The sequence below is a fragment of the Burkholderia sp. 22088 genome (assembly GCF_052045915.1).
In the GTDB taxonomy this organism is placed as follows: domain Bacteria; phylum Pseudomonadota; class Gammaproteobacteria; order Burkholderiales; family Burkholderiaceae; genus Burkholderia; species Burkholderia cepacia.
On the sequence record NZ_JBQEPY010000005.1, the window covers coordinates 383,129 to 405,125 of the forward strand.

15 protein-coding genes are annotated in these 21,997 nt (G+C 63.6%); 13 read left to right on the top strand and 2 right to left on the bottom strand.

Going from position 1 to position 21,997, the window contains the following annotated elements:
* Positions 1–4 precede the first annotated feature (4 nt).
* The 13 genes from tssH to ACTJLD_RS12535 all read left to right on the top strand — a co-directional run bounded on the left by tssH (position 5) and on the right by ACTJLD_RS12535 (position 19,577).
* On the top strand, positions 5–2,665 hold the full coding sequence (tssH, locus tag ACTJLD_RS12475) for a type VI secretion system ATPase TssH (protein WP_440658884.1): 2,661 nt from the start codon (positions 5–7) through the stop codon (positions 2,663–2,665).
* Entirely contained in the window at positions 2,662–4,935 is a 2,274-nt protein-coding gene (gene tssI / locus ACTJLD_RS12480) for a type VI secretion system Vgr family protein (RefSeq protein WP_334003370.1), read from the top strand. Before tssH ends, tssI begins: the two co-directional genes overlap by 4 nt.
* A gap of 56 nt (positions 4,936–4,991) precedes the next feature.
* Positions 4,992–5,615 (top strand): hypothetical protein, encoded by a 624-nt coding sequence (locus tag ACTJLD_RS12485; RefSeq protein ID WP_059484905.1) that lies wholly within the window; start codon positions 4,992–4,994, stop codon positions 5,613–5,615.
* Between the two features lie 88 nt (positions 5,616–5,703).
* Positions 5,704–6,930 (top strand): hypothetical protein, encoded by a 1,227-nt coding sequence (locus ACTJLD_RS12490; protein ID WP_440658886.1) that lies wholly within the window; start codon positions 5,704–5,706, stop codon positions 6,928–6,930.
* The gene (locus ACTJLD_RS12495; protein ID WP_440658888.1) at positions 6,927–11,510 is read left to right on the top strand and encodes an RHS repeat-associated core domain-containing protein; all 4,584 of its coding nucleotides are present in this window, start codon (positions 6,927–6,929) and stop codon (positions 11,508–11,510) included. The genes ACTJLD_RS12490 and ACTJLD_RS12495 overlap by 4 nt, the downstream gene beginning before the upstream one ends.
* A 139-nt stretch (positions 11,511–11,649) precedes the next feature.
* A complete protein-coding gene (locus tag ACTJLD_RS12500) occupies positions 11,650–12,372 on the top strand; it encodes an SMI1/KNR4 family protein (RefSeq protein ID WP_060170869.1) in 723 nt (240 codons plus the stop codon).
* Between the two features lie 468 nt (positions 12,373–12,840).
* Positions 12,841–13,824, top strand: a complete 984-nt coding sequence (gene andR / locus ACTJLD_RS12505; RefSeq protein WP_059694801.1) for an anthranilate 1,2-dioxygenase regulatory protein AndR — start codon at positions 12,841–12,843, stop codon at positions 13,822–13,824.
* Positions 13,825–13,926: 102 nt separating this feature from the next.
* Complete coding sequence (locus ACTJLD_RS12510) at positions 13,927–14,886, top strand: PDR/VanB family oxidoreductase (protein ID WP_440658889.1); 960 nt, start codon at positions 13,927–13,929, stop codon at positions 14,884–14,886.
* Between the two features lie 22 nt (positions 14,887–14,908).
* Positions 14,909–16,246: an aromatic ring-hydroxylating dioxygenase subunit alpha gene (locus tag ACTJLD_RS12515; protein ID WP_440658890.1), complete on the top strand. Its 1,338-nt coding sequence runs from the start codon at positions 14,909–14,911 to the stop codon at positions 16,244–16,246.
* Entirely contained in the window at positions 16,246–16,782 is a 537-nt protein-coding gene (locus ACTJLD_RS12520; protein ID WP_059694795.1) for an aromatic-ring-hydroxylating dioxygenase subunit beta, read from the top strand. Before ACTJLD_RS12515 ends, ACTJLD_RS12520 begins: the two co-directional genes overlap by 1 nt.
* Entirely contained in the window at positions 16,779–17,417 is a 639-nt protein-coding gene (locus ACTJLD_RS12525) for a cysteine hydrolase family protein (protein WP_440658892.1), read from the top strand. The genes ACTJLD_RS12520 and ACTJLD_RS12525 overlap by 4 nt, the downstream gene beginning before the upstream one ends.
* Positions 17,414–18,262 carry an SDR family oxidoreductase gene (locus ACTJLD_RS12530; protein WP_440658893.1) on the top strand — a complete coding sequence of 283 codons (849 nt, stop codon included), beginning with the start codon at positions 17,414–17,416 and terminating at the stop codon, positions 18,260–18,262. The genes ACTJLD_RS12525 and ACTJLD_RS12530 overlap by 4 nt, the downstream gene beginning before the upstream one ends.
* Positions 18,263–18,311: 49 nt before the next feature.
* The gene (locus tag ACTJLD_RS12535) at positions 18,312–19,577 is read left to right on the top strand and encodes a dienelactone hydrolase family protein (RefSeq protein ID WP_060359066.1); all 1,266 of its coding nucleotides are present in this window, start codon (positions 18,312–18,314) and stop codon (positions 19,575–19,577) included.
* Between the two features lie 749 nt (positions 19,578–20,326).
* On the opposite strand, the gene ACTJLD_RS12540 is transcribed toward ACTJLD_RS12535, so the two are convergent.
* Together ACTJLD_RS12540 and ACTJLD_RS12545 are read right to left on the bottom strand one after the other, a co-directional pair.
* Positions 20,327–21,016: a hypothetical protein gene (locus ACTJLD_RS12540; protein WP_059694787.1), complete on the bottom strand. Its 690-nt coding sequence runs from the start codon at positions 21,014–21,016 to the stop codon at positions 20,327–20,329.
* Positions 21,013–21,954 (bottom strand): hypothetical protein, encoded by a 942-nt coding sequence (locus ACTJLD_RS12545; RefSeq protein WP_060371983.1) that lies wholly within the window; start codon positions 21,952–21,954, stop codon positions 21,013–21,015. Before ACTJLD_RS12545 ends, ACTJLD_RS12540 begins: the two co-directional genes overlap by 4 nt.
* Positions 21,955–21,997: the final 43 nt, after the last annotated feature.

The following is a 21,997-nucleotide window of genomic DNA, read 5'->3' on the forward strand; positions in this document are numbered from 1 at the left end:
CGTCATGTCCGATATCGGCCGCGTCAACCTGTTCGGAAAACTGAATCCGTTCCTCTACGAGACGCTCGAGCAGGCGACCGGCTTCTGCCGGTTGCGCGGCAATCCGTACGTCGAGCTCGCGCACTGGTTCAAGCAGATGCTGCAACGGCCCGACGGCGACCTGCAGCGCGTGCTGCGCCACTTCGCGATCGACGACGCCGCGATCGACCGCGGGCTCGTCGCCGCGCTCGACAAGCTGCCGCGCGGCGCGGGCTCGGTGTCGGATCTGTCCGTGCATATCGACGACGCCGTCGAACGTGCGTGGGTATACGCGACGCTGAAGTACGACGCGACCCGCATTCGCGGCGCGGTGCTGCTGCTCGCCATCCTGAAGACGCCGCAGTTGCGCAACGTGCTGCTGGCGATCACGCGCGAATTCGAGCGCATCGTGCCGGACGTGCTCGCCGACGCGCTCGAATCGATCGTCGAAGGCTCGCCCGAGGCGCCGCCGGCCGGGCAAGCGACGCCGGGCGGCGGCACGGCGATGCGCGGCGCGGCCGGTGCTTCGGACGGCCCGGCGCTCGCACGCTTCGCCGTCGACCTGACCGCCCGCGCGCGCGCCGGCGAGATCGACCCGGTCATCGGGCGCGACGCCGAGATTCGCCAGATCGTCGACATCCTGCTGCGGCGCCGGCAGAACAACCCGCTGCTGGTCGGCGAGGCCGGCGTCGGCAAGACGGCCGTTGCGGAAGGCTTCGCGCTGCGGATCGCCGCCGGCGACGTGCCGCCGTCGCTGCGCGACGTCGCGCTGTACCTGCTCGACATCGGGCTGCTGCAGGCCGGCGCGAGCGTGAAGGGCGAGTTCGAGAGCCGGCTGCGCGGCGTGATCGACGAGGCGATGTCGTCCGAGCGGCCGGCGATCCTGTTCATCGATGAAGTCCACACGCTCGTCGGCGCGGGCGGGGCCGCCGGCACCGGCGACGCCGCGAACCTGCTGAAGCCCGCGCTCGCGCGCGGCCTGCTGCGCACGATCGGCGCAACCACGTGGTCCGAGTACAAGCAATACATCGAGAAGGACCCGGCGCTGACGCGACGCTTCCAGCTCGTGCACGTGCACGAACCGGAAGAGGCGGCCGCGCTGACGATGCTGCGCGGCCTGGCCGGAAAGCTCGAGGCGCATCACCGCGTGCTCGTGCTCGACGACGCGCTGCAGGCCGCCGTCACGCTGTCGCACCGTTACATTCCCGCCCGCCAGTTGCCCGACAAGGCGATCAGCCTGCTCGACACGGCCTGCGCGCGCGTCGCCGTCAGCCAGCACGCGGTGCCCGCGCCGATCGAGGATGCGCGCCGCCGCATCGACAGCCTGCGCGTCGAGCAGGAGCGGATCGGACGCGAATGCGCGCTCGGCACCGGCGACACCGCGCGGCGCGATGCGATCGATCACGACATCGCCACCGCCCGGGCCGAACTCGACCGGCTCGACACGCGCTGGCAGACCGAACGCGACGCGTTGACGGCGATCGTCGATGCCCGCGCGTTGCTGCTCGACGACGACCCGTCGCACGTGCTCGACGCCGACGCGCGCGGCGCCGCTCAAGCCCGCCTGTCGGCCGCCCAGCAGGCGCTGGCCGACCTGCAGGGCGATGCGCCGCTCGTGCTGCCCGCCGTCGACACGCACGCTGTGGCCGCCGTCGTCGCCGACTGGACCGGCATTCCGCTCGGCCGGATGGTGCGCGACGAAACGCAGGCCGTGCTGAAGCTCGCCGATACGCTCGGCGAACGCGTCGTCGGCCAGAAGCATGCGGTCGAACTGATCGCCGAGCGCATCCAGACCGCGCGCGCCAGGCTGGACGACCCGAAGAAACCGCATGGCGTGTTCCTGCTGTGCGGGCCGTCCGGCGTCGGCAAGACCGAAACCGCGCTCGCGCTGGCCGACACGTTGTACGGCGGCGAACACAACGCGATCACCATCAACATGAGCGAGTTCCAGGAGGCGCATACCGTGTCGACGCTGAAGGGCGCGCCACCCGGCTATGTCGGCTACGGGCAGGGTGGCGTGCTCACCGAGGCCGTGCGCCGGCGCCCGTACAGCGTCGTGCTGCTCGACGAGATCGAGAAGGCGCACCGCGACGTGCACGAGATTTTCTTCCAGGTATTCGACAAGGGCTGGATGGAGGACGGCGAGGGGCGCGACATCGATTTCCGGCATACGGTGATCCTGCTGACGTCGAACGTCGGCGCCGATCGCGTGATGCAGCTGTGCCGCGATTCCGAGCGCCTGCCCGACGTGCAGACGCTCGCCGATGCACTGCGCGCGCCGCTGCTCGACGTGTTTCCCGCCGCGCTGCTCGGCCGGCTGACCGTCGTGCCGTACTACCCGCTCACCGACGCGACGCTTGCGCGGATCGTCGCCCTGCAGTTGCGGCGGATCGAGCAACGGATCGACGCGCATCACGGCATCCGGCTGCGCTGCACCGACGCGGCGACCGCGCTGGTCGTCGAGCGCTGCCGGACGATCGAGTCCGGCGGCCGGATGGTCGACGCGATCCTCACGCATACCGTGATGCCGCGCATCGGCCGCGCGATCCTGCAGGCGACGCTCGAGGGCCGCACGCTGTCGTCAATCGAGCTGGGCGCGGCCGACGGCGAATTCGCATACCGGTTCGACGAGGAGGAGGCGATTTGAATCGCGTATTCACACTCGACAGCCCGCACGGCGACGACCTCAAGTTCCATACGCTCGACGGCAGCGACGAACTCGGCCGGCTGTTCGAATTCCGGATCGAGGCGCTCGCCGACAGTCACAGCCTGTCGCTGAAGGACATGCTCGGCAAGCCCGTGACGGTCCGGATCGAACAGCAGGACCTGTCGACGCGCTACCTGAACGGCATCGTGGCGCGCGCGTCGCTCGCCGGCCGGCGCGCCGAGCGGTACTACGGCTACGAGCTGATCGTGCGGCCCTGGTTGTGGCTCGCGACGCGCCGCTCCGATTGCCGGATCTTCCAGAACAAGACCGTGCCGGAGATCGTGCAGGAGGTCCTGTCGACGTACGGCTTTCCGATCGAGAGCCACCTGGCGGAGACGTACGTGCCGCGCGATTACTGCGTGCAGTACAACGAGACCGACGCCGCGTTCGTGTCGCGGCTGATGGAGTTCGAGGGGATCTACTTCTGGTTCAGGCATGCCGAGGATACGCATACGCTGATGCTGGGCGACGCGATGTCGTCGCACACGGCGCTGCCCGGCTACGAGACGATTCCGTACATTGCGCGCGACCGCACCGCGATCGCCGACGAGGAGCGCATCGACGGATGGCTGCCCGCGCAGGAAGTGAGCGTCGGCCGGCACCAGACCACCGACTACGACTATACGAAGCCGCGCGCCGACCTTTCGTCGCAGAAGGTCGATCCGCGTGGGCACGATCACGACAGTTTTGCGTCGTTCGAGTGGCCGGGCGGCTATCGCGACGATGCGCCGGGCGCACATTACAGCCGCGTTCGGCTCGAGGAGCAGCAGGCCGAGCATGAGCGGGCGAGCGCCGATACCGATGTGCGCGGTGTCGCGCCCGGTTACCTGTTCACGCTCGAACGATGCCCGCGCGCCGACCAGAACCGCGAATACCTGATCGTGCGGTGCCAGTACCGCTTCCAGGAGAACGCGTATGCGAGCGATCAGGGCGCAGAGGCCGTGGTGCATCAGACGATGATGCTCGTGCAACCGTCGAGCCTGCCTTACCGGTCGCCGCGCGACACGCCGCGGCCGCGCACCAACGGGCCGCAGACGGCCACCGTGGTCGGGCCGCCGGGGGAGGAAATCTGGACCGATCAATACGGGCGCGTGAAGCTGCAGTTCCGGTGGGATCGGTATGGGCAAAGCAATCAGGATTCGTCGTGCTGGGTGCGGGTGTCGAGCCCTTGGGCGGGTGGTGGATTCGGTGGTGTGCAGATTCCGCGGGTGGGCGACGAGGTCGTCGTGGATTTCCTGAACGGCGATCCGGACGAGCCGATCGTGACCGGGCGGGTTTACAACGGCGAAAAAATGCCGCCGTGGGGGCTGCCGGGGAGCGCGACGCAGAGCGGGTTGCTGTCGCGCTCGTCACCGGGCGGGACGACCGAGCATGCGAATGCGTTCCGGTTCGAGGACAAGAAGGGCGCCGAGCAGCTCTGGATGCACGCGGAACGGAATTTCGATGCGGAGACGGAACTCGATCATTCGCTTTCCGTCGGGAACAACCATACGCATACGGTCGGGAACGACGAAACGATGCAGGTGAAGAACAACCGGCAACGGAGCGTGGGGCAGAACGAGACGGTGAATATCGGGCAGAACCGGGTCGCGCAGATCGGGGCGAACGAGACGCATGGGGTGACGGGGAACCGCAGCGTGTCGGTCGATGGCAACAGTTCGCATACGGTGACGAAGGGGAATCACAACCTCGCCGTTGTCACCGGTACGCATGACGTCTTCGTCGAGGGGAACAGCACGCATGTCGTCGGTACCGGGTCGTATGCGACGAAGGTCAATACGGGGAGCCATTCTGTCGACGTAGCCAAAGTCTCGTCATTGGCAGCAGGCCAATACATCGACATGGGTTCAGGAAAGAGTGGCATGTCGATCAACAAGGACAACGTCGGAGTCTCCATCGGCGGAACAGGAGGCGATACCGGTGTTGGGATCAGCGGCCAGGGTGGCGGCGTGGCCATCGCCGGATACGGCAAGGGCGTCAACATTGCGGGCTATGCCCCGGGTGTGACGATTTACGGCGAAAACGATCTCAATCTTTCCGGAAAGTCGACCGCCAATCTACAGGCGCCGACGGTCAACATCGACAACGGCAAGGCCAGTTGCAACGTCAATGTCACCGCGACGAGGATTGTCCTGTCGACCGGCGGCGGTTCCATCACGCTCGACGGATCCGGCGTGACGATCCAGGGAACGATTGCCCACATCAATTGATTTCGACCGGCAGCCTGCCGGCTGCCCGATTGCATTCGGAGCATGGGAGACATTCGATGGAAAACGAATCGGACCAGATGATGGTCGACGAAGCGCTCGAAGCGGAGACGGTCGAGGCGTTGCGCAGGCTGTTCGCCAACGATGCAACGCCGGATCGCACACCGCTTGCCGAAAGTCGCGAATCGTCGACGATGATCGGCGAAGTGACCGATACGCATCATCCCGACGCGATGGGGCTCATTCGCGTGAAGTGGACATTGCAGGACGACACCACACACGAACGCTGGCTCGAATGTGTGGCCGACGTGAAGCCGCGCATCGGCGATCGCGTGTTACTGCAATCGCCTGCGAACTGGCCCGAGTACCTGATCGCCGGGCTGCTGACGCGCAAAGGGCACGGTGAACCGGTCGAACCGGCGGTCGAACCCGCGATGACACTTTCGCTTGAAACCGACAAGTGCGTGCAGATCGAGGATGCATCGGGCTGCCCGCTGCTGCAGGTACGGGCATCGCCTGACGGGCCTGTCGTGACGCTGCTGAACCGGAATGTGAATATCGAAGTTGCCGGCAAGCTGCGGCTGAGCGCGCAAACCCTCGAACTGGAGGGCGGGCGAGGTGGTGTCGATATCCGGACCGAAGCGGACACCGTCGTGCGCAGCCGGTACGTTCGCCTGAACTGAGAGGCGACCTGACGTCATGCATCGTGAATTCTCCGCCATCGAGTCGTCGATCGAAGCGTTCATCGATCAACCCGACGATCCGACATTGTTGATCGAAGCGACCGACAACGACGTCGTGCCGGTTCTCAAGATGATGCAATCGCTCGACGAAAGAGTCGGCGATGCGGTTTTTTTGAATTTTCCGTTTCCGTGCGACTCCGCCGATGCGTATTTGCGGACATGCATGGAGGCGCTTGCACGTCAGATCGACGAAGCGAGCGCCGCGCGCATCGAGCGTGGCGAAACAGGCTGGCCGCCATTGCCGCTGACTTGCACCGATCCGAGGCGCGCGTCGGCGACACGGCTGCGCGATGCCGTCATGCACGTTCGCACGCTGATGCCGGAAGGCACCAAGGTCGTATGGGCATGGTTGCCGTCGCCGATGGGCGACTTCGGCGGCTTCGCGAAGCTGGTGCTGCAATGCCTGGCGCTGAACGGCTTTGAGGAATGGATGGAAGGACATCGATTCTGCATCCGCGATGACCGGAAGCATCCGTGCCTGATTCCGCTTGCGCGCGACAGAAAGGCCGAGCATGTACTGATTCTTCCGGTCGATTTCTCGTCAGAGAAGGCGACCCGCCATCTGGTCGACATTGCAAACGATGCGGCCCATCCGATCGAGCAGCGCATGGGCGCCTTGATGCAGATTGCCGGGATCGACCTTGCGCACGGCAGGCTGCCCGACGCGCAGCGCAAGTACTACGCGCTCTTTTCATTTCATGCGGAGCGGAAGGATTCGACCGGTTGCGCGGTCGCGTTGCACGGACTGGGTGACGTGGCGTTGCGCCACGGGTCGCCGCGTGATGCGAAGGACTGGTACCTGCGCGCATTGCCGGCAGCGCTCGATGGCCGGAATCTGATGGTTGTGCTCAACGCGTTGATGGCGACGGGGGGCTGTTGCAACACGCTCGGCGAGCACGCAAAGGCGGCGACTTATTTCGATCTGGCGAGCGGCGCAGCCGGCAGGCTGATGCTCGTGCACACGAAGATCGAGGCGATGGAGAAGGGCGGTGTCGCGTTGCTGGCATGTGGGCAGGCGGCGGAAGCCGCGAAAAGCTGGATCGCCGCGAAGGGATTGTGCGAGCAGTTCGGCTGCGAACGGCAGCGCATCAACCTCCTCGATCGGCTCGTATCGCTTTATGGAAACGCCGGACTGAAAACCGAGGCGAGGGCGTACGAACTCGAAAAGGATCCGCAGCACATGGCCCGGTTGCGGGGCGCCATGACGCCGGGCATGCGCGACACAATGGCGGGAAACGAGAGGGCACGACCGTGAGTGAAACGGCAAGCCGTTTGACGCGTGCGTCCGAGCCCACCGAGAGCCATACCGCGCCTTCTGAATCCAGGACCGACACCGCGTGCGATTCGCTGCTCGGTACGGTCAAGTCGACCTTCGATCCGTTCAAGCAGACGTTCTCGTCGGAAGGCGGCGCAATCCACCATGTCAGCGAGGCGGTGAATGCGCTTGCCTCCGTCCAGAGCATGCCGTCGCAGTTGCTCAATACGGGTATTGCGCAGATCCCGCTGCTCGACAAAATGCCGGGGATGCCGGCTGCGACGATCGGCGTTCCTCATCTCGGCACGCCGCATGCGCATGCCCATCCGCCGAGCAACGGCTTTCCGTTGCCCAGCGTCGGCCTGACGATCGGTAGCGGTTGTTTGAGCGTGTTGATCGGCGGTATTCCGGCCGCCCGCGTGCTGGATATCGGCTATGCGCCGACTTGCGGCGGATTGACACCTTACTTCGACATTCAGACCGGGTCGAGCAATACGTTCATCGGCGGAATGCGTGCCGCGCGCATGGGAATCGACATGACGCGGCACTGCAACCCGATGGGGCATATCGGAAAGTCCGGTGGGAAGGCTGCGAGCGCTGCGGAGAAAAGCGAAGAGGTGGCGAGCGAGGCGGCGCAGGTGACGGGTCGGGCAAAAGCGTTGGGGAGAGCAGGGAAGGCGTGGTCGGTTGGTAACGCGGCGCTCGGGCCGGCGTCAGGGGCGGCGACTGCTGCTGATGACGCGTCTCAAGGGGAGATCGGCGCGGCGGCAATGATGGCCGCGCAGACCGCCGCGGATCTCGCGTTCATGATGCTCAGCAACCTGATGGGCAAGGACCCTGGTATCGAACCAAGCATGGGGACATTGCTGCTGGGGAACCCGACGGTGTTGATCGGCGGGTTTCCGCTGCCAGACTCGCAGATGATGTGGCATGGGGCGAAGCATGGGATCGGGAAGAAGGTCCGAGCTCGAATGGCAGCCAAGCGGAAAGGAGCCGCTCCGTGCAGGGATGGACATCCCATCGACGTGGTTAGGGGCACCGCAGAGAATGAGTTTGTCGACTTCGAAACGAGGATTGCGCCCGCGTTCAAATGGGAACGCTACTACTGCAGCGGCTGGAATGAGCAGGATGGAGCACTTGGCTTTGGATTCCGGCATAACTTTCAGCACGAGTTGCGTCTGCTGCGCACACGAGCAATCTATGTCGACGCGCTCAACCGGGAATATCCGATTCGCCGGAATGCAGCCGGCCGTTACGAAGGCATCTTCGCCGGCTACGAACTGAAGCAGCAAGACGAGCGTCGCCTCGTGCTCCGTCACGGCCGGCTCGGTGACATGACTTTCGAGCGTGCGAACGAAGGTGACCGCGTGGCCAGGGTCGTGAACCATGTCCGGGATGGTGTCGAGAGCACGCTGGAATATGCCCGCAACGGCGCACTCATGCGCATCGTCCAGGTGGAAGGCCCTGGCCGTCGTCGGCAGTTGATCGACTTCAGCTACGATGACCGCGGTCGTATCGTTGAGGTTTACCACACGGCCCCGCACGGAGAGACGAAGCGTATCGTTCGCTACCGTTACGACATGGCCGGATGTCTGGCGGCATTTACCGATTCCCTCGGCGCGGTGACGTCGCACGGGTATGACGACCGGTGTCGGATGGTCCGGGAAACGGACGCGAATGGTTACTCATTCTTTTACCGATACGACAGCCAGGACCGCTGCGTTGAGAGTAGTGGCCAGGACGGGCTGTGGCACGTAGTGCTCGACTACCAGCCAGGCCGCACCATGGTGACGCGTGCCGATGGCGGCAAGTGGACGTTCCTGTACGACGGGGCGCGGACGGTGACGCGCATTATGGATCCTTATGGGGGGGCAACCGAGCGCGTGACTGGCGACGACGGCCGAATCATTCGCGAGGTCGATTCGGGCGGACGCGTGATGCGCTGGCTCTATGACGGGCGCGGGAATAACACGGGACGCATCGACCGCTGGGGAAATCGCTGGCCGACGAGAGACGAAGCGCCGACCTTACCCAACCCATTGGCGCACACCGTACCGGCTACGCCGCTCGGTCTGCAATGGGGAGAGGCCAAGCCTACTGAGCTGACAGATTCGGTTCTGCTTCCGCCAGAAATACAGAAAGTTGCGGAATCGCTATTTCAGAAAAACGCATTTTCTCCCAGCGAGCAGCATGATGCCAGGGGCCGAGTCGTTGCTCGTACAGACGAACGCGGTGGAGTTGAGCGGTTCCGGCGCGACGCCGCCGGAAATATTGTGCAACTCTGCGACAAAGACGGACGCGAGCACCACTATGGCATCGCGTCATGGAGCCTGCGCGATAGCGAGACCGATCCATTAGGTAACACCGTGCGATACCGGTATTCGCACAAGCAGGAAATCACGGCTATCGTCGATGCGAACGGCAACGAAAGCACCTATGCGTATGACCTCAAAGGTCGAATGATCAGCGTCACGCGGCACGGTGTGGTGCGTGAGACTTACCTGCACGACGTAGGCGACCGGCTGATCGAAAAACGCGATGGGGCCGGCAACGCATTGCTGCGTTACGAGGTGGGCGAGGACGGTTTGCAAAACAAGCGCATCCTTGCGAGCGGCGAAACGCATACCTACGCGTACGACCATAGCGGCAACTTTACCAAGGCGTCGACGGAAAAATTCGATGTCACGCTCACATACGACGCATACGGTCACCGCACATGCGACAAGCGTGATGGACGTGGTATCGAGCACAGCTTCGTTGGTGGACGTCTCGAGAGCACGACCTATTTCGGACGCTTCGTCGTGCGTTACGAAGCGAGTTCAGCAGGCGAAGTCGTGATTCATACGCCGGGTGGACGCGTGCATCGTCTTCAGCGCGCAGCTGACGGCACGGTACTGCTTCGACTTGGCAATCTCACCAATGTGCTGTGTGGGTTTGATGCGGACGGTCGATGCACCGGGAGGCTGAGTTGGCCAGAGGGCGGCACGACAAAGATCCATAGCGTGCAATACCGGTACAGCGCGATGGGCGAGTTGCGGTCCGTGATCGATAGCACGCGCGGCACAACGGAATACCAATACGATGCCACTCACCGGTTGGTCGGCGAGACTTGCGATGGACGGACCGTTCGACGCTTTGAGTACGACCGCGGGGGTAACCTCTTGTCGATGCCGACGTGCCAATGGATGCGCTATGCCGAGGGCAACCGCCTTCTAAGCACCGCGTGCGGTTCGTTTCGCTACAACAGCCGTAATCACGTTGCCGAGCAGATAGACGAACATAACCGTCGTACGACCTATCACTACAATAGCCTCGATCTGCTGACGCGGGTCGAATGGAGCGATCGCCAGGAGATCTGGAGCGCCGAGTATGACGGCCTGTGCCGGCGTATCGTAAAAACGATGGGGCAAGCGCGCACCCAGTACTTCTGGGACAGCGACCGTCTGGCCGCGGAGGTTGCCCCAGACGGCAGATTGAGGATCTACGTCTATGTGAATGAGCTGTCGTATCTGCCGTTCATGTTCATCGATTTCCCGAGCTGCGACGCCGATCCGGAATCCGGCGACGCATACTACGTTTTCGGCAATCAGGTCGGGCTGCCTGAGTGGATCGAGGACGACAAGGCGCGGATTGTCTGGCGCGCCGAAGAGATCGAGCCTTACGGCTCGATTCGCGTAGTAACGGGTAATGCGATCGAGTACGATCCTCGTTGGCCGGGGCATTGGTTCGACGTTGAAACCGGATTGCACTACAACCGGTTCCGATCATACCGTCCAGCCCTCGGGCGCTATCTGCAATCCGATCCCGCCGGACAATCGGGAGGGCTCAACCTGTATGCGTACACGTCGAATCCGCTCGTCGCAGTAGACGTCCTGGGGCTGGACGCGTGTCCAGAACATGGGGGGCAGCCATCCAGCGAGTGCCCCGATTGCGAGAGTAAAGAGAATCCGGGTACGACGGATCGAGATAAAGCTCAGGAAAGGAAGAACAAGGAGATCCGAGCGCTCAACGAACAGATCGCGGACCTGCAGGTGAAGCTCGCCAAACTGGATGCCCACATTCAAGACGAACACGGGAACATGTGGGAAGCACCGCATATCGTGGAGCGCGACAGCATAAATAGCGGGATCGCACGAAGGCAAAAGGATATATCGGAACTGCAGACCGACTTACGCACGCGCACCCCTACAACCGCCCTGACCAACAAGGTGAATAAAGGCGTCAGATTCGGGATGGACGACCCGGCTTTCCCGGCTTCATCGGGAATGAAGATCACTCAAAGACTCCATGCCGATCATATCGTCAGCTATAAGGCAATCACCAACATGGACGGCTTCTGGGACTTGACCGTTGAGAACCAGATAAAGGTATTGAACTACGAGGACAATTTTGTTGGCCTCAGTGCGCCGGCAAATGAGTCGAAGGGGAGCAAAAGCTTTGAAGAGTGGACAAGGTACGAGAAGGGCAAGGTTGATGTTGACCCGGAGTTTCGCGAAAAGATGATGGAGCAGGAAAAGAAATTGCGTCCTAGGTTGCAACAATACATCCATCAATTGCTTGGCGAACAGCGTGCCCAGTAGCATTTGCCATACATATACCAATCCGGGACTGAGCAGGGAGCGCGCTCATGCTCGACGCCGCAATGCCGTAGCGACCGTTGTGGAAACCCAAAGCGCAGCAAAGCAGAAGACGATGGGCATAGAAAGGAGCGTTCGAGAAATGGACAAGAAAGCGGTGCTCGCCAAACTGGAATGGTTCATCGACTCACCGAAGCTTGCGACTACGCCGAACGAAGTGCCGTCGCGAGCCAACGTGCCCGAGTCGTGGTTGAACATCCTGCAGTGCAATCCTCGTACCAAGCGAGACGCTGTGCTTGAAGGTTTGAGGGGATTCGTGGCCAATGTCCCGTCAGTCGAGCACTTCGTGCGAACCCGGTTGCAAGATGTGCTGATCCTGTTCCAGAGCGAATCACCATCTCTTCTGTACGTCTATACCGCCGATCGAGGAGATATCAACTTCTTCGAAGGTCGCCTTCCAGCCCAAGAGGCCGTACCCGAGCAGCTTTGTGGCGTTTGGCAATCGGTGCCACGAGACCTGCGGCGGTTTTACTCTGAGGTCCACGATGGCTGGACTTTTCTCGCTTCTAACGCAATGGGACCGCTACCGCTACGCGATTGGTGTCCGCTTTCGGCGAATCAGTTCGATCTGAGCCTCGACACCATAGCCCGGATGCCAGTTGATCCTCAACAGGTCATCACGGTTTTCCACAACGGGGCGGGTGACTATTTGTGCTTGAACTTTGCTGCTCGCAGCAACGACGGCATTGCGTCCGGGCTTATCTATTGGCATGAAAGGCCTACGGAGCCTGATTTTGTGGACTTTTGGCCAGCCATGAACACTTGGCTCGGCATTTTTCTGGAGAATGCCGATCCGTACCCGTGAGGGCCGCAGGGCAAGGTCACCACGCGGGCCAAGTCCGGAAGCGAAGCCAGTCGAACAAGTTCAGAACGGCTTGGAATGCAACTAGACGTGACCATGTGGAACCAATTCGATCGGTTGACGTGCTCGAATGGGCAACAAATTGGGAGTTCAAGATCGTCGCGAACCTTCTTAGGGCGGCGGGCGATTCTTTAATTTTACATAACGTGAATTATCGGTAGTTTGTGTGTAGGTCCCAAGTTCAGATGTCGCGTTTGGGGCCGCGTAAGCTATTCGACCTCCGCTCACCATCCAGCCGGTAAACGCAACCGCACACGGCCGCCTGTCCAATTCCCGCAAGTATCCAGAAGCCGTTACTGGCCGTTTTATTGACCTTGCTGCAAACGTGTACAGTGGACGTGACCCGGAACACCGCGGCGATCGTCCGACATCGCGCCCCGGGTTTCCCCGCATACGCAAAGAAGATTCGCCATGTCCAATGCTTCCTTGCCGATCGAGCCGACCCAGCTCCGTCGATACCGCTATTTCGAGTCGGTCGATATCGACGACACGCGGGAACGGATCGCCGCGGTGCTGCAGCCGCATCGACTCATCCCGGGCAGCTCGCGCGGCGGCTATTCCGCGTACATGGACTACGTGCGGATCGACAGTGTCGGGTTCGGCACGATCGGTTACGACGTCGCGATGGGCGTCGATGCCGGCGAAATCGAGGATTACTATCTCGCGATCCTGAGCCTCGGCGGCTATGCGGACGTGAGCGTCGGCGGCCGGCGCATGATCGTCGGGCCGGCGCAGGGTGTCATCGTGAGCCCGGCCAGCCATTTCGGTGCCACGTTCTCTCGCGACTGCGAGCAGTTCTTCGTGCGCGTCGACAAGCACGCGATCCTGTCTCACACCGGCTACGACCATCTGCAGATCGAGCCGGTGCTCGACCTTTCCCGCTCCGAACTCTTGCCGTGGCTGATGCAGTTGCGCGTCATGACATCGTCGCCGGAGACCGTCGCGCTCGCGCAGCGCGACCGCCGCATCGCGCTCGAATTCGAGCGGCTCGTGATCTCGCTCCTGCTCGCCGGCCAGCCGCATCACTGCCAGGCGCGATCCGGCGGAACGGCGCTCGTGCCGCGCACGGTCAAGCGCGCGGAAGCCTATATCGCCGAGCACGCGTGCGAGCCGATCACGCTGGCTGATATCGCGCTGGCGGCCGGCGTGCCCGTGCGCACGCTGCTCGACGGGTTTCAACGCTTTTCGCGCGGCAGCCCGATGCAGCTGGTCCGCGAACGTCGTCTCGAACACGCACGCGACCGATTGCGGCAAGGCCGCGACACCGATCGCGTGGCCGACGTGGCGCTCTGTTGCGGCTTCGCGAATCTGGGCCGATTCGCCGCCCTGTACCGCGAAACGTTCGGAGAATCGCCGTCGGATACGTTGCGGCGCGCGCGCCAGTCCGCCGCCTGAGCGAAAATTCTGCGCGCGCCGGACAGGCGCTGCGATCGCCGGATATTCTCGGCACATTCGCCCGCATACAGTGGACTCCTCTGAATTCAACGGAGCCGCTGGATGTCCCTGCTCAGAATCCGCGTCGAGCGCATCGATGCACTGACGCCCGCAATCCGCCGATTGCATCTCGTCGCCGCCGATGGCGGCCCGCTACCCGGGTTCGCCGCCGGCGCGCACATCGGCGTGCACGTGCCGCTCTCCCCTCGTTCGCGACGGCGCGCGTATTCGCTCGTGAACGCCGGCGGCAGCGCCGATTCGATTGACCGTTACGAAATCGCGGTGCTGCGCGAAGCAGCCGGAAGCGGCGGTTCGCAGTGGATGCACGCCTGTGCGCCCGGCGACGAATTCGACATCGATCCGCCCCGGAACGATTTTCCGCTCGTCACGGACGCACGCCGGCACTTGCTCGTGGCCGGCGGCATCGGCATTACGCCGATTCTCGCAATGACGCGCGAACTGACGAGCAGCGGGCGGCGGTTCACGCTGCACTACGCCGCGCGCGACGCGATGTCGATGGCCTATCGCGACGAGGTCGCCGCGCTACCGGGTGCGACATGCTGGTTCGACGACGGCGAACCGTCGCGCGGCCTGCCGCTGGCCGACGCGATCGGCGCGCCCGAGAGCGGTACGCATCTGTACGTGTGCGGCCCCGCCGGGCTCATCGAGGCGACGCTCGCGGCCGCGCGGCATCTCGGCTGGGGCGACGACGCGCTGCATTGCGAACGCTTTGCCGCGCCGGTCGCGACGGTGGAAGACGCCACGGTCGAAGTGCGTCTCGCCGGTTCGGGGCACGTGCTGAACGTGCCACCCGGCACGTCGATTCTCGACGCGATGATCGAAGCCGGCCTCAATCCGCTCTACGACTGCCGGCGCGGCGATTGCGGCGTGTGCGCGGTGCGCTTGCTCGACGGCGACCCCGATCACCGCGACATCTGCCTGAGCGACGACGACCACGCGAGCGGCACGTTCTGTCCATGCGTGTCGCGCGCGCATGGCGCGCATCTCGTGCTGGATCTTTGACCCTTCCCTTCGAGGTACCCCCATGAGCGTTACCAACGAGACACTGGCCGGGCTGGTGCGGCCCGACAGCGTGCACAAGCGCCTCTATACCGATCCGGCGATCTTCGCGCTGGAAATGGAGCGGATCTACGGCCGCGTGTGGATCTACGTCGGCCACGAGAGCCAGGTCAAGACGGCCGGCGACTATCACACGACGCGCATCGGCGACCAGGACGTCGTGATGGTGCGCGCATCCGACGGCACGATCCACGTGATCTACAACCGGTGTCCGCACAAGGGGGCGAAAGTCGTACCCGACGGCGACGGCTCGGTCGGGAAGTTCTTCCGGTGTCCATATCATGCATGGACGTTCAGGCACGACGGCACGCACCTGTCTGCGCCGCTGCGCAACGGCCTGCAGAACACCTGCTTCGACCCGAAGCATCCGGATTTCTCGATGCGCCGCGTCGCGCGCGTGGACAGCTATCGCGGCTTCGTATTCGCCAGCCAGAGCAACGATGGCCCGGATCTGCGGACCTTCCTGAACGGCGTCGTGTCGTCGATCGACAACCTGTGCGACCGCTCCCCGGTCGGCGAGGTCGAAGTCACGGGGGGTGTGTTCCGCGTTCTGCAGCGCTCGAACTGGAAGGTGTTCTACGAGAACCTGCATGACACGATGCATGCGCCGGTCACCCACGAATCGTCGGTGGTGTCGGCCCGCGCGCAGGCCGCGGAGATGGGCGCGATGCCGTTCGAGCTGCTCATCATGGACGGGAACGGCGAGCCGTACGAATTCTGGGAAAAACTGGAATTGCGCGCGTACGCATACGGCCACGGCTACATGGAAGGTATTTTCGACCCGGCGGCTGCCGAACGCGATTCGGTGTCGAGCGCGCATTTCGCGGTGCTCGCGGAGGTTTACGGCGAAGAACGCGCACGCGGGATTCTCGGCATGAACCGCCACAATACCGTGATCTACGGCAGCGGTTCCCCGCATACGGTGTTTCAGCAGTTCCGCGTGATTCGTCCGATTGCGGTGGACCGGACGCTGGTCGAAATCCAGCTGTTTCGCCTGAAAGGCGCGCCCGATGCCGTGTTCGACCGGGCGTTGACCTACGCGAACGTGATCAATTCGCCGTCGTCGAACGTGATGCCCGACGACGTCGAAGTTTACGCGCGCTGCCAGGAAGGCAACCAGACCCGCGGCGGCGAGTGGGTGAGCATGCATCGCTACGCGGGCACGGATCGCGCGACGGACGACGGCTTCGTGTCGATCAACGGCACCAGCGAATTGCCGATGCGCAACCAGTTCGCCGCGTGGAAACGCTTCATGGTCGACGAGGCCGCCCCAACGGCGCGCACGCGCGAAGGAGACGCCTGATGCTGCACGATCCGGCTTTCGATCTGTCGACCGTCGTGGTCGACGCCCCTGCCCTCGCCTTCGACGCCGCGCTGCACGCGCAGGCGGCACAGTTTCTGTTTCGCGAGGCGCGGCTGCTCGACACGCGCGCATTCGACGCTTGGCTCGACACGTGGACGCCCGACGGGATGTACTGGCTGCCGCACGAGCCGGGCCAAGCCAATCCGCGCGACCATATCTCGCTCTTCTGGGAGGATGCGACGCTGCGCGAAGTGCGCGCGGCCCGCGTGACGAACCGGCGCAACTGGTCGCAGCAGCCGTCGACGCGCACCGCGCGCGTCGTCGGCAACGTGATCGTCGACGGCCGCGATGCGGCCGGCCGGCTGGTGGTCCACTCGACACAGATCGTCAACGAATGGCGGATCGGGCAGCGCACGCTCGCCGGGCTCGTCACGCACAAGCTCGATACGAGCGGCCCGGACTGGAAGATCTATCTGAAGCGCGTCGATCTCATCAACTCGACCGATGCGCTCGCGAACCTGGAGGTATTCGTGTGAACGCCGCATCGCTGCCGATACCGCTTGCGCGCACCGCCGTGATCGCGCTGCATTACCAGAACGACGTGCTCGATCCGCGCGGCAAGATTCGCGTCGGCTTCGACGCGGACCAGCCCGGCCGCGCGGCGGTGCTCGACGCGGCCCGCGCGCTGATCGCCGGCGCGCGCGGGCTCGGCTTGCCGATCGCGCATGTCCGCATCGCCTTCCGCGAGGATTACGCGGACTTGCCGCGCAATGCGCCGATTTTCGTGCGCACGGCCGAGCTTGGTGCGTTGCGCGACGGCAGCTGGGGCGCGCAGTTTTACCCGACGCTCGAACCCGATCCGGCGCGCGCGCTCGACCATGTCATCCATCATCAATGTACGAGCGGCTTCATCGGTACGCCGCTGGAACGGATCCTCGCCGCGCACGACGTGCGTCACCTGATCGTCGCAGGCGTCGCCACGCATTCGACCGTTGAAATGACTGTCCGCCATGCCGCCGATCTCGGCTATCGCGTGACCGTCGCGGCTGATGCCTGCGCGTGCGCGGATCGTCGACAGCACGATGCATCGATAGAGTCGATGCGCTTGATCGCGGGCATTTCCAGTGTGGCCGAGTTGTTCAGCTGCGCGCCGCAAACGGAGGGCGCATGAACGTTTCGCCTTCTCCCGAATCGTCCTCGCAGACGAGTCCGGCCAGCACGCACGCGCGTCTCGCGGGCAAGGTCGCGATCGTCACCGGCGCGACGCAGGGGCTCGGCGCCGACATTGCGCGCGCCCTCGCGAACGAAGGCGTTGGCGTGTTGATCGCCGGGCTCGATGTCGATGCGGGACACGCGCTGGCCGCTTCGATCGGCGCATCGGCGCGCTTCGCACGCACCGACGTCACCGACGACGCACAACTCGACAGCGCGATCGCGACCGCCCTTACCGTCTTCGGCGGCCTCGACATCGTCGTGAACAATGCGTGCAGCTACGACGACGCAGGCCTCGCGTCGACGCGCGAACAATGGTCGCGCCTGCTCGACGTCAATCTCGTGTCGGCGGCGATCCTGGCACAGAAAGCCGCGCCGCATCTGCGGCGACGCGGCGTGATCGTCAACCTCGGCAGCGTGGGCGGCAAGTTCGGCGCGGCCGGGCGCGCACTGTATCCGGCGTCGAAGGCAGCGTTGCTGCAACTGACGCGCAACCTCGCCGTGGATCTGGCGCCGCGCGACCTGCGGGCAATCAGCGTATCGCCGGCCTGGACGTGGTCGCCATCGCTGGAACAGCTCGCGGGCGGGTCGGTCGATGTCGCGGACCGCGTCGGCCGGCCGCTGCACGTCCTGGGCCGCGTCGGTCGCGGTGACGAGATCGGGCGCATCGTCGCGTTTCTCTGCTCGGACGATGCATCGTGGCTCACCGGCATCGACGTACCCGTCGACGGCGGTTTTTCTATCCTGGGGCCGGATCAGGGTCGCTCGCCGCGCGAATGGTTCGAGCGGCACGCAGCGCAGTAGCGAACCGTTCGGCTCGCATTCCTCCCCCCACTCCATCGGGACTTCATCCATGACGAAGCACATCAGAATAGTTCGGGGCGACACGGCGTTCGACGCCTATCTCGCACTGCCGGAAGCCGGCCGTGGCCCGGTCATCGTATTGCTGCAAGAAATATTCGGCGTGAACGCCGAGATCCGCGAAGTGGCGGATCTCTATGCGGCCGAGGGCTATGTCGTCATTGCACCGGACCTGTTCCACCCGTTCGGCTCGAACATCGAACTCGGTTACGGCGAAGCCGACCATGCCAAAGCATTCGACTATTACACGCGCCTCGATGTGGCCGGCGCCGTCGACGATATCCGCGCGACCGTTGCCCATGCGCGCACGTTGCCCGAATCGACCGGCCGGGTCGGCGTGCTCGGCTTCTGTCTCGGCGGCAAGCTCGCCTGGCTCGCCGCGGCCCAGGGCGACGTCGATTGTGCGGTCGGCTATTACGGCGTCGGCATCGAGCAGTCGCTCGAACTGGCCGAGCGCATCGCGTGCCCGCTCGCGCTGCATTTCGGCGCCGACGATCCGCTCAATCCGCCCGAGACCGTGACGGCGATACGCGCGGCGCTGGACGGCAAGCCGAACGCGAAGCTTTACGTCTACGAGGGCGCCGGCCACGCATTCAGCCGTAACGGCCCGACCTTCGTCAAGGCGGCGGCGATGTCCGCGCATACGCGCAGCCTCGCGGTGTTTCGCAAGGTGCTCGGCCCCGACTACGACCTGGGTGCACTCGCCGATCACCACTTCCATCTGGAGTTCGCCGCGCGCGATCCCGAGGAGACGATGCGGACGATGGTGCCCGAGCCGTACGTGAATCACGTGCCGACCATGACGGGCGGCACCGGGTACACGGAACTGAAGCGCTTCTACACGCACCATTTCGTCCACAACAATCCGGCTGACATGGCGATGGCGCCGATCTCTCGCGTGGTCGGCGTCGATCGCATGGTGGACGAATTCATCCTGACGTTTACGCACGACCGGGAGATCGACTGGTTGCTGCCCGGCGTCGCACCGACCGGCAAGCGTGTGGAGATTCCGATGGTTGTCGTCGTCGCATTCCGCGGGCCCAAGCTCTACAACGAACACATCTACTGGGACCAGGCGAGCGTGCTCGTGCAGCTCGGGTTGCTCGATCCACACGGGTTACCGGTCGCCGGCGTCGACGTCGCACGCAAGCTGCGCGACGAGACGTTGCCGTCGAATACGCTGATGGCACGCTGGCGCGAGAGCGAACCGGCCCGATCCGGGTATGACATTGTTATCGGAAAGAAGCACCGCGTCTGAACATCCATGGGCAGGCCCTCGCCAACGCCGAACAAGACCTGACCTGCCCTGGAATTTTCAGCCCGATCGAAGCTCGAGAAAATGGCTCCCGCATACCGCCAAGGACGGCGGTGCACCTGGAAAACGGATTCGGTCATGGCTTCCGTACAACGGAGCGCCCTATGGGAAGCATGCTCACAGGAGCCTTCACGTAAAGCGCAGCAACGCGCCAATGCGCGAAGCATTTTTGTAATTTGCAAGTAATGCAATCGTAATTATCGCGTCACTCGCCATCGGCAAGCTTGCGGGCTTCTTTGTGAGGGAGGCTCAAGCATGTCGAATACCAAGAATCCAATGATCAACCCACTGGCCGAGGCCATGCCCCCGCAGCCTGAGCGCCGCCGCTGCCTGCCGGCAAAAGCGCATGGCTACGCTGGCCGCTCGACCGCACGCCGAACTGCGCAAGTGCGGCGCTTGCCATGCCAATGATCAAACGTCCCGATCCTTCAATGGGACGTCGCTAGCTGCCTTATCGTGAGCAGTGCTCTGCGCAACCTCTCCGAATGCTCAGCATATGGCGCGAGTTGTGCCGAGGGGCGTCGCTGATGGATCGCACACGATGGAGTGGCGTTCGTTGCCCGGCCCTCTTACGGACAGGCTCCGCATGTGGGAATGCAATGCCCTCCGCCGACAAATCCCGCTATCGCTTGCCTGACGGGCAACATGCCCGCTTAAGTGAGTTGGTTGTTCCTTTGCTCCCCGGACCCGAGTTACGGACGCACTTCCCGAAATGCCTGCTTTTGAGGATCCCACGCGAATGCGGCCCCCACACACGCGCCGTTTTCGACCGTTACCCCCGCCACGCTCAACTCCGGCGCAGGTCCGTCCTTTTTCACCTTCACCGTATCGATGCCCCAATCGCACAACGCACCATGAGCGGGGGTCAGCGCCTGGACGAGATCGCCGGTTTTCTTGTCCCGCACCTCGATCACGCGATCGAGCGTGGCGATCGATGGAATGACGAAATACCAGCGATCCGTGGATGCCGCCTGAAGTATCGGAACCGGCTCGGCGCCGTATGCGCTGTAGGCGACGAGGTTCAAATGGATGGGCAGTTTCTGTCCGGTGCGGTAACTGACCCAGGTGCCATCGTACGACTTGGGCGGATTGATATCGCTCGGCAGTGCGAGCCGGGCGGCCGGCAGCCCGTCGGCGTCGAGCTCATCGATGTGGGTGTCCCCCGACGTATGGGAGATCGTGGGCTTGAGCCGGATGGGGGTGCGGTGCCGGTCGTAGAAATAGACCCCCGTGGTCACGGTATTGACGAGGGACAGGTACAACGTAACGGGTTGCTTTCCAATGGTCCCTTGAAACAGGGAAGCGGCTTGGGCGGCCGGTGCGCCGAGTCCCGACAAGGTCAGGCCCGACAATGCCACGACGGCTTTAAGGTGCTTGATCATCGGTTCATTGGCCCCTGGGTGCTGCCGGTAAATGTCAGTGTCCCGGGCGACGTGAACCGGTAGTGGTTCCAGGTCGCGACACGGTTGCGATAGTCGATGTTGGACTCCTGCCGGACGTCGATCCGGCCGTGGGGCAGGAACCAGGGCGTTCCATCCTCTTCCAGCTTGTCGAGCGGCGTGAAGTCGCGAAACTGGCCGTTCAGAAACAGGAAGTAGCTCCGGCTGCCCGTGGAGCGATTGCCGCTGCCGTCGATAGCGAGCCGGGATGCACGGAAGTCCGTATGCCCGTCTCCGTTGTAATCGTCGAACTCCAGCGTGTCGGTGTAGTTGAAGTCCAGCTGCAGGTGATCCAGTGTCTGAATCTTGCTGCCACTGGCGCGATCGTAGACATCGATTCGATCCACCAGGCCGCCAAATTCGCCACGAGCCTTGTGCGCGTGTACGCGGAACAGATACGGACCACTTTTCCCGACCTGCAGCAGATCGCCATCGTAGGCCACGGCGGCATAGCCGCTCCCGAACATGGCCGTCTGCTTGAACTGGAACGCGGTGCGGACCCGGCTTCTCAGGTCCACCCAGTCTCCGGCCAGCTTATGATCCGTCCAGCGGAAAGAACGCAGCATCAACATCGCGAACGGCTGACCCTTCGCATCAGTTACGTCAATCGACAGATCGGGAGCCGCCTCCGGACTATCCGCCAGCGGCGTTTCCTCCAGGGGCAACAGCAGGCCGCCGTTCTGTTCGAATACGTAGCCGCTCAGGCTGGGGCCGTGATTGTCGAGACGCAGGATCAGTTGTACAGCCTGACCGCCAATGATGCCTTCCTGTACCTGGGTGTCTGTCGCCTGAGCGAATGCGGTGGAGGCCAACCACGGAGCAATGGAAAGCGTCAGTCCGGCAGCCCATTCGGTAATTTTTGTCATCGATACGAGGGACATTCAGAAATCATTCTGGTTTGAAGACGTCGTCAAGGTGGCCTGA

What these genes read in the sequence shown, in the direction of transcription:
- tssH (WP_440658884.1), top strand. Translation starts at nt 5, where the DNA reads ATGTCCGATATCGGCCGCGTCAACCTGTTCGGAAAACTGAATCCGTTC.
- ACTJLD_RS12485 (WP_059484905.1), top strand. Translation starts at nt 4,992, where the DNA reads ATGGAAAACGAATCGGACCAGATGATGGTCGACGAAGCGCTCGAAGCG.
- ACTJLD_RS12500 (WP_060170869.1), top strand. Translation starts at nt 11,650, where the DNA reads ATGGACAAGAAAGCGGTGCTCGCCAAACTGGAATGGTTCATCGACTCA.
- andR (WP_059694801.1), top strand. Translation starts at nt 12,841, where the DNA reads ATGTCCAATGCTTCCTTGCCGATCGAGCCGACCCAGCTCCGTCGATAC.
- ACTJLD_RS12510 (WP_440658889.1), top strand. Translation starts at nt 13,927, where the DNA reads ATGTCCCTGCTCAGAATCCGCGTCGAGCGCATCGATGCACTGACGCCC.
- ACTJLD_RS12515 (WP_440658890.1), top strand. Translation starts at nt 14,909, where the DNA reads ATGAGCGTTACCAACGAGACACTGGCCGGGCTGGTGCGGCCCGACAGC.
- ACTJLD_RS12520 (WP_059694795.1), top strand. Translation starts at nt 16,246, where the DNA reads ATGCTGCACGATCCGGCTTTCGATCTGTCGACCGTCGTGGTCGACGCC.
- ACTJLD_RS12530 (WP_440658893.1), top strand. Translation starts at nt 17,414, where the DNA reads ATGAACGTTTCGCCTTCTCCCGAATCGTCCTCGCAGACGAGTCCGGCC.
- ACTJLD_RS12535 (WP_060359066.1), top strand. Translation starts at nt 18,312, where the DNA reads ATGACGAAGCACATCAGAATAGTTCGGGGCGACACGGCGTTCGACGCC.
- ACTJLD_RS12540 (WP_059694787.1), bottom strand. Translation starts at nt 21,016, where the DNA reads ATGATCAAGCACCTTAAAGCCGTCGTGGCATTGTCGGGCCTGACCTTG.
- ACTJLD_RS12545 (WP_060371983.1), bottom strand. Translation starts at nt 21,954, where the DNA reads ATGTCCCTCGTATCGATGACAAAAATTACCGAATGGGCTGCCGGACTG.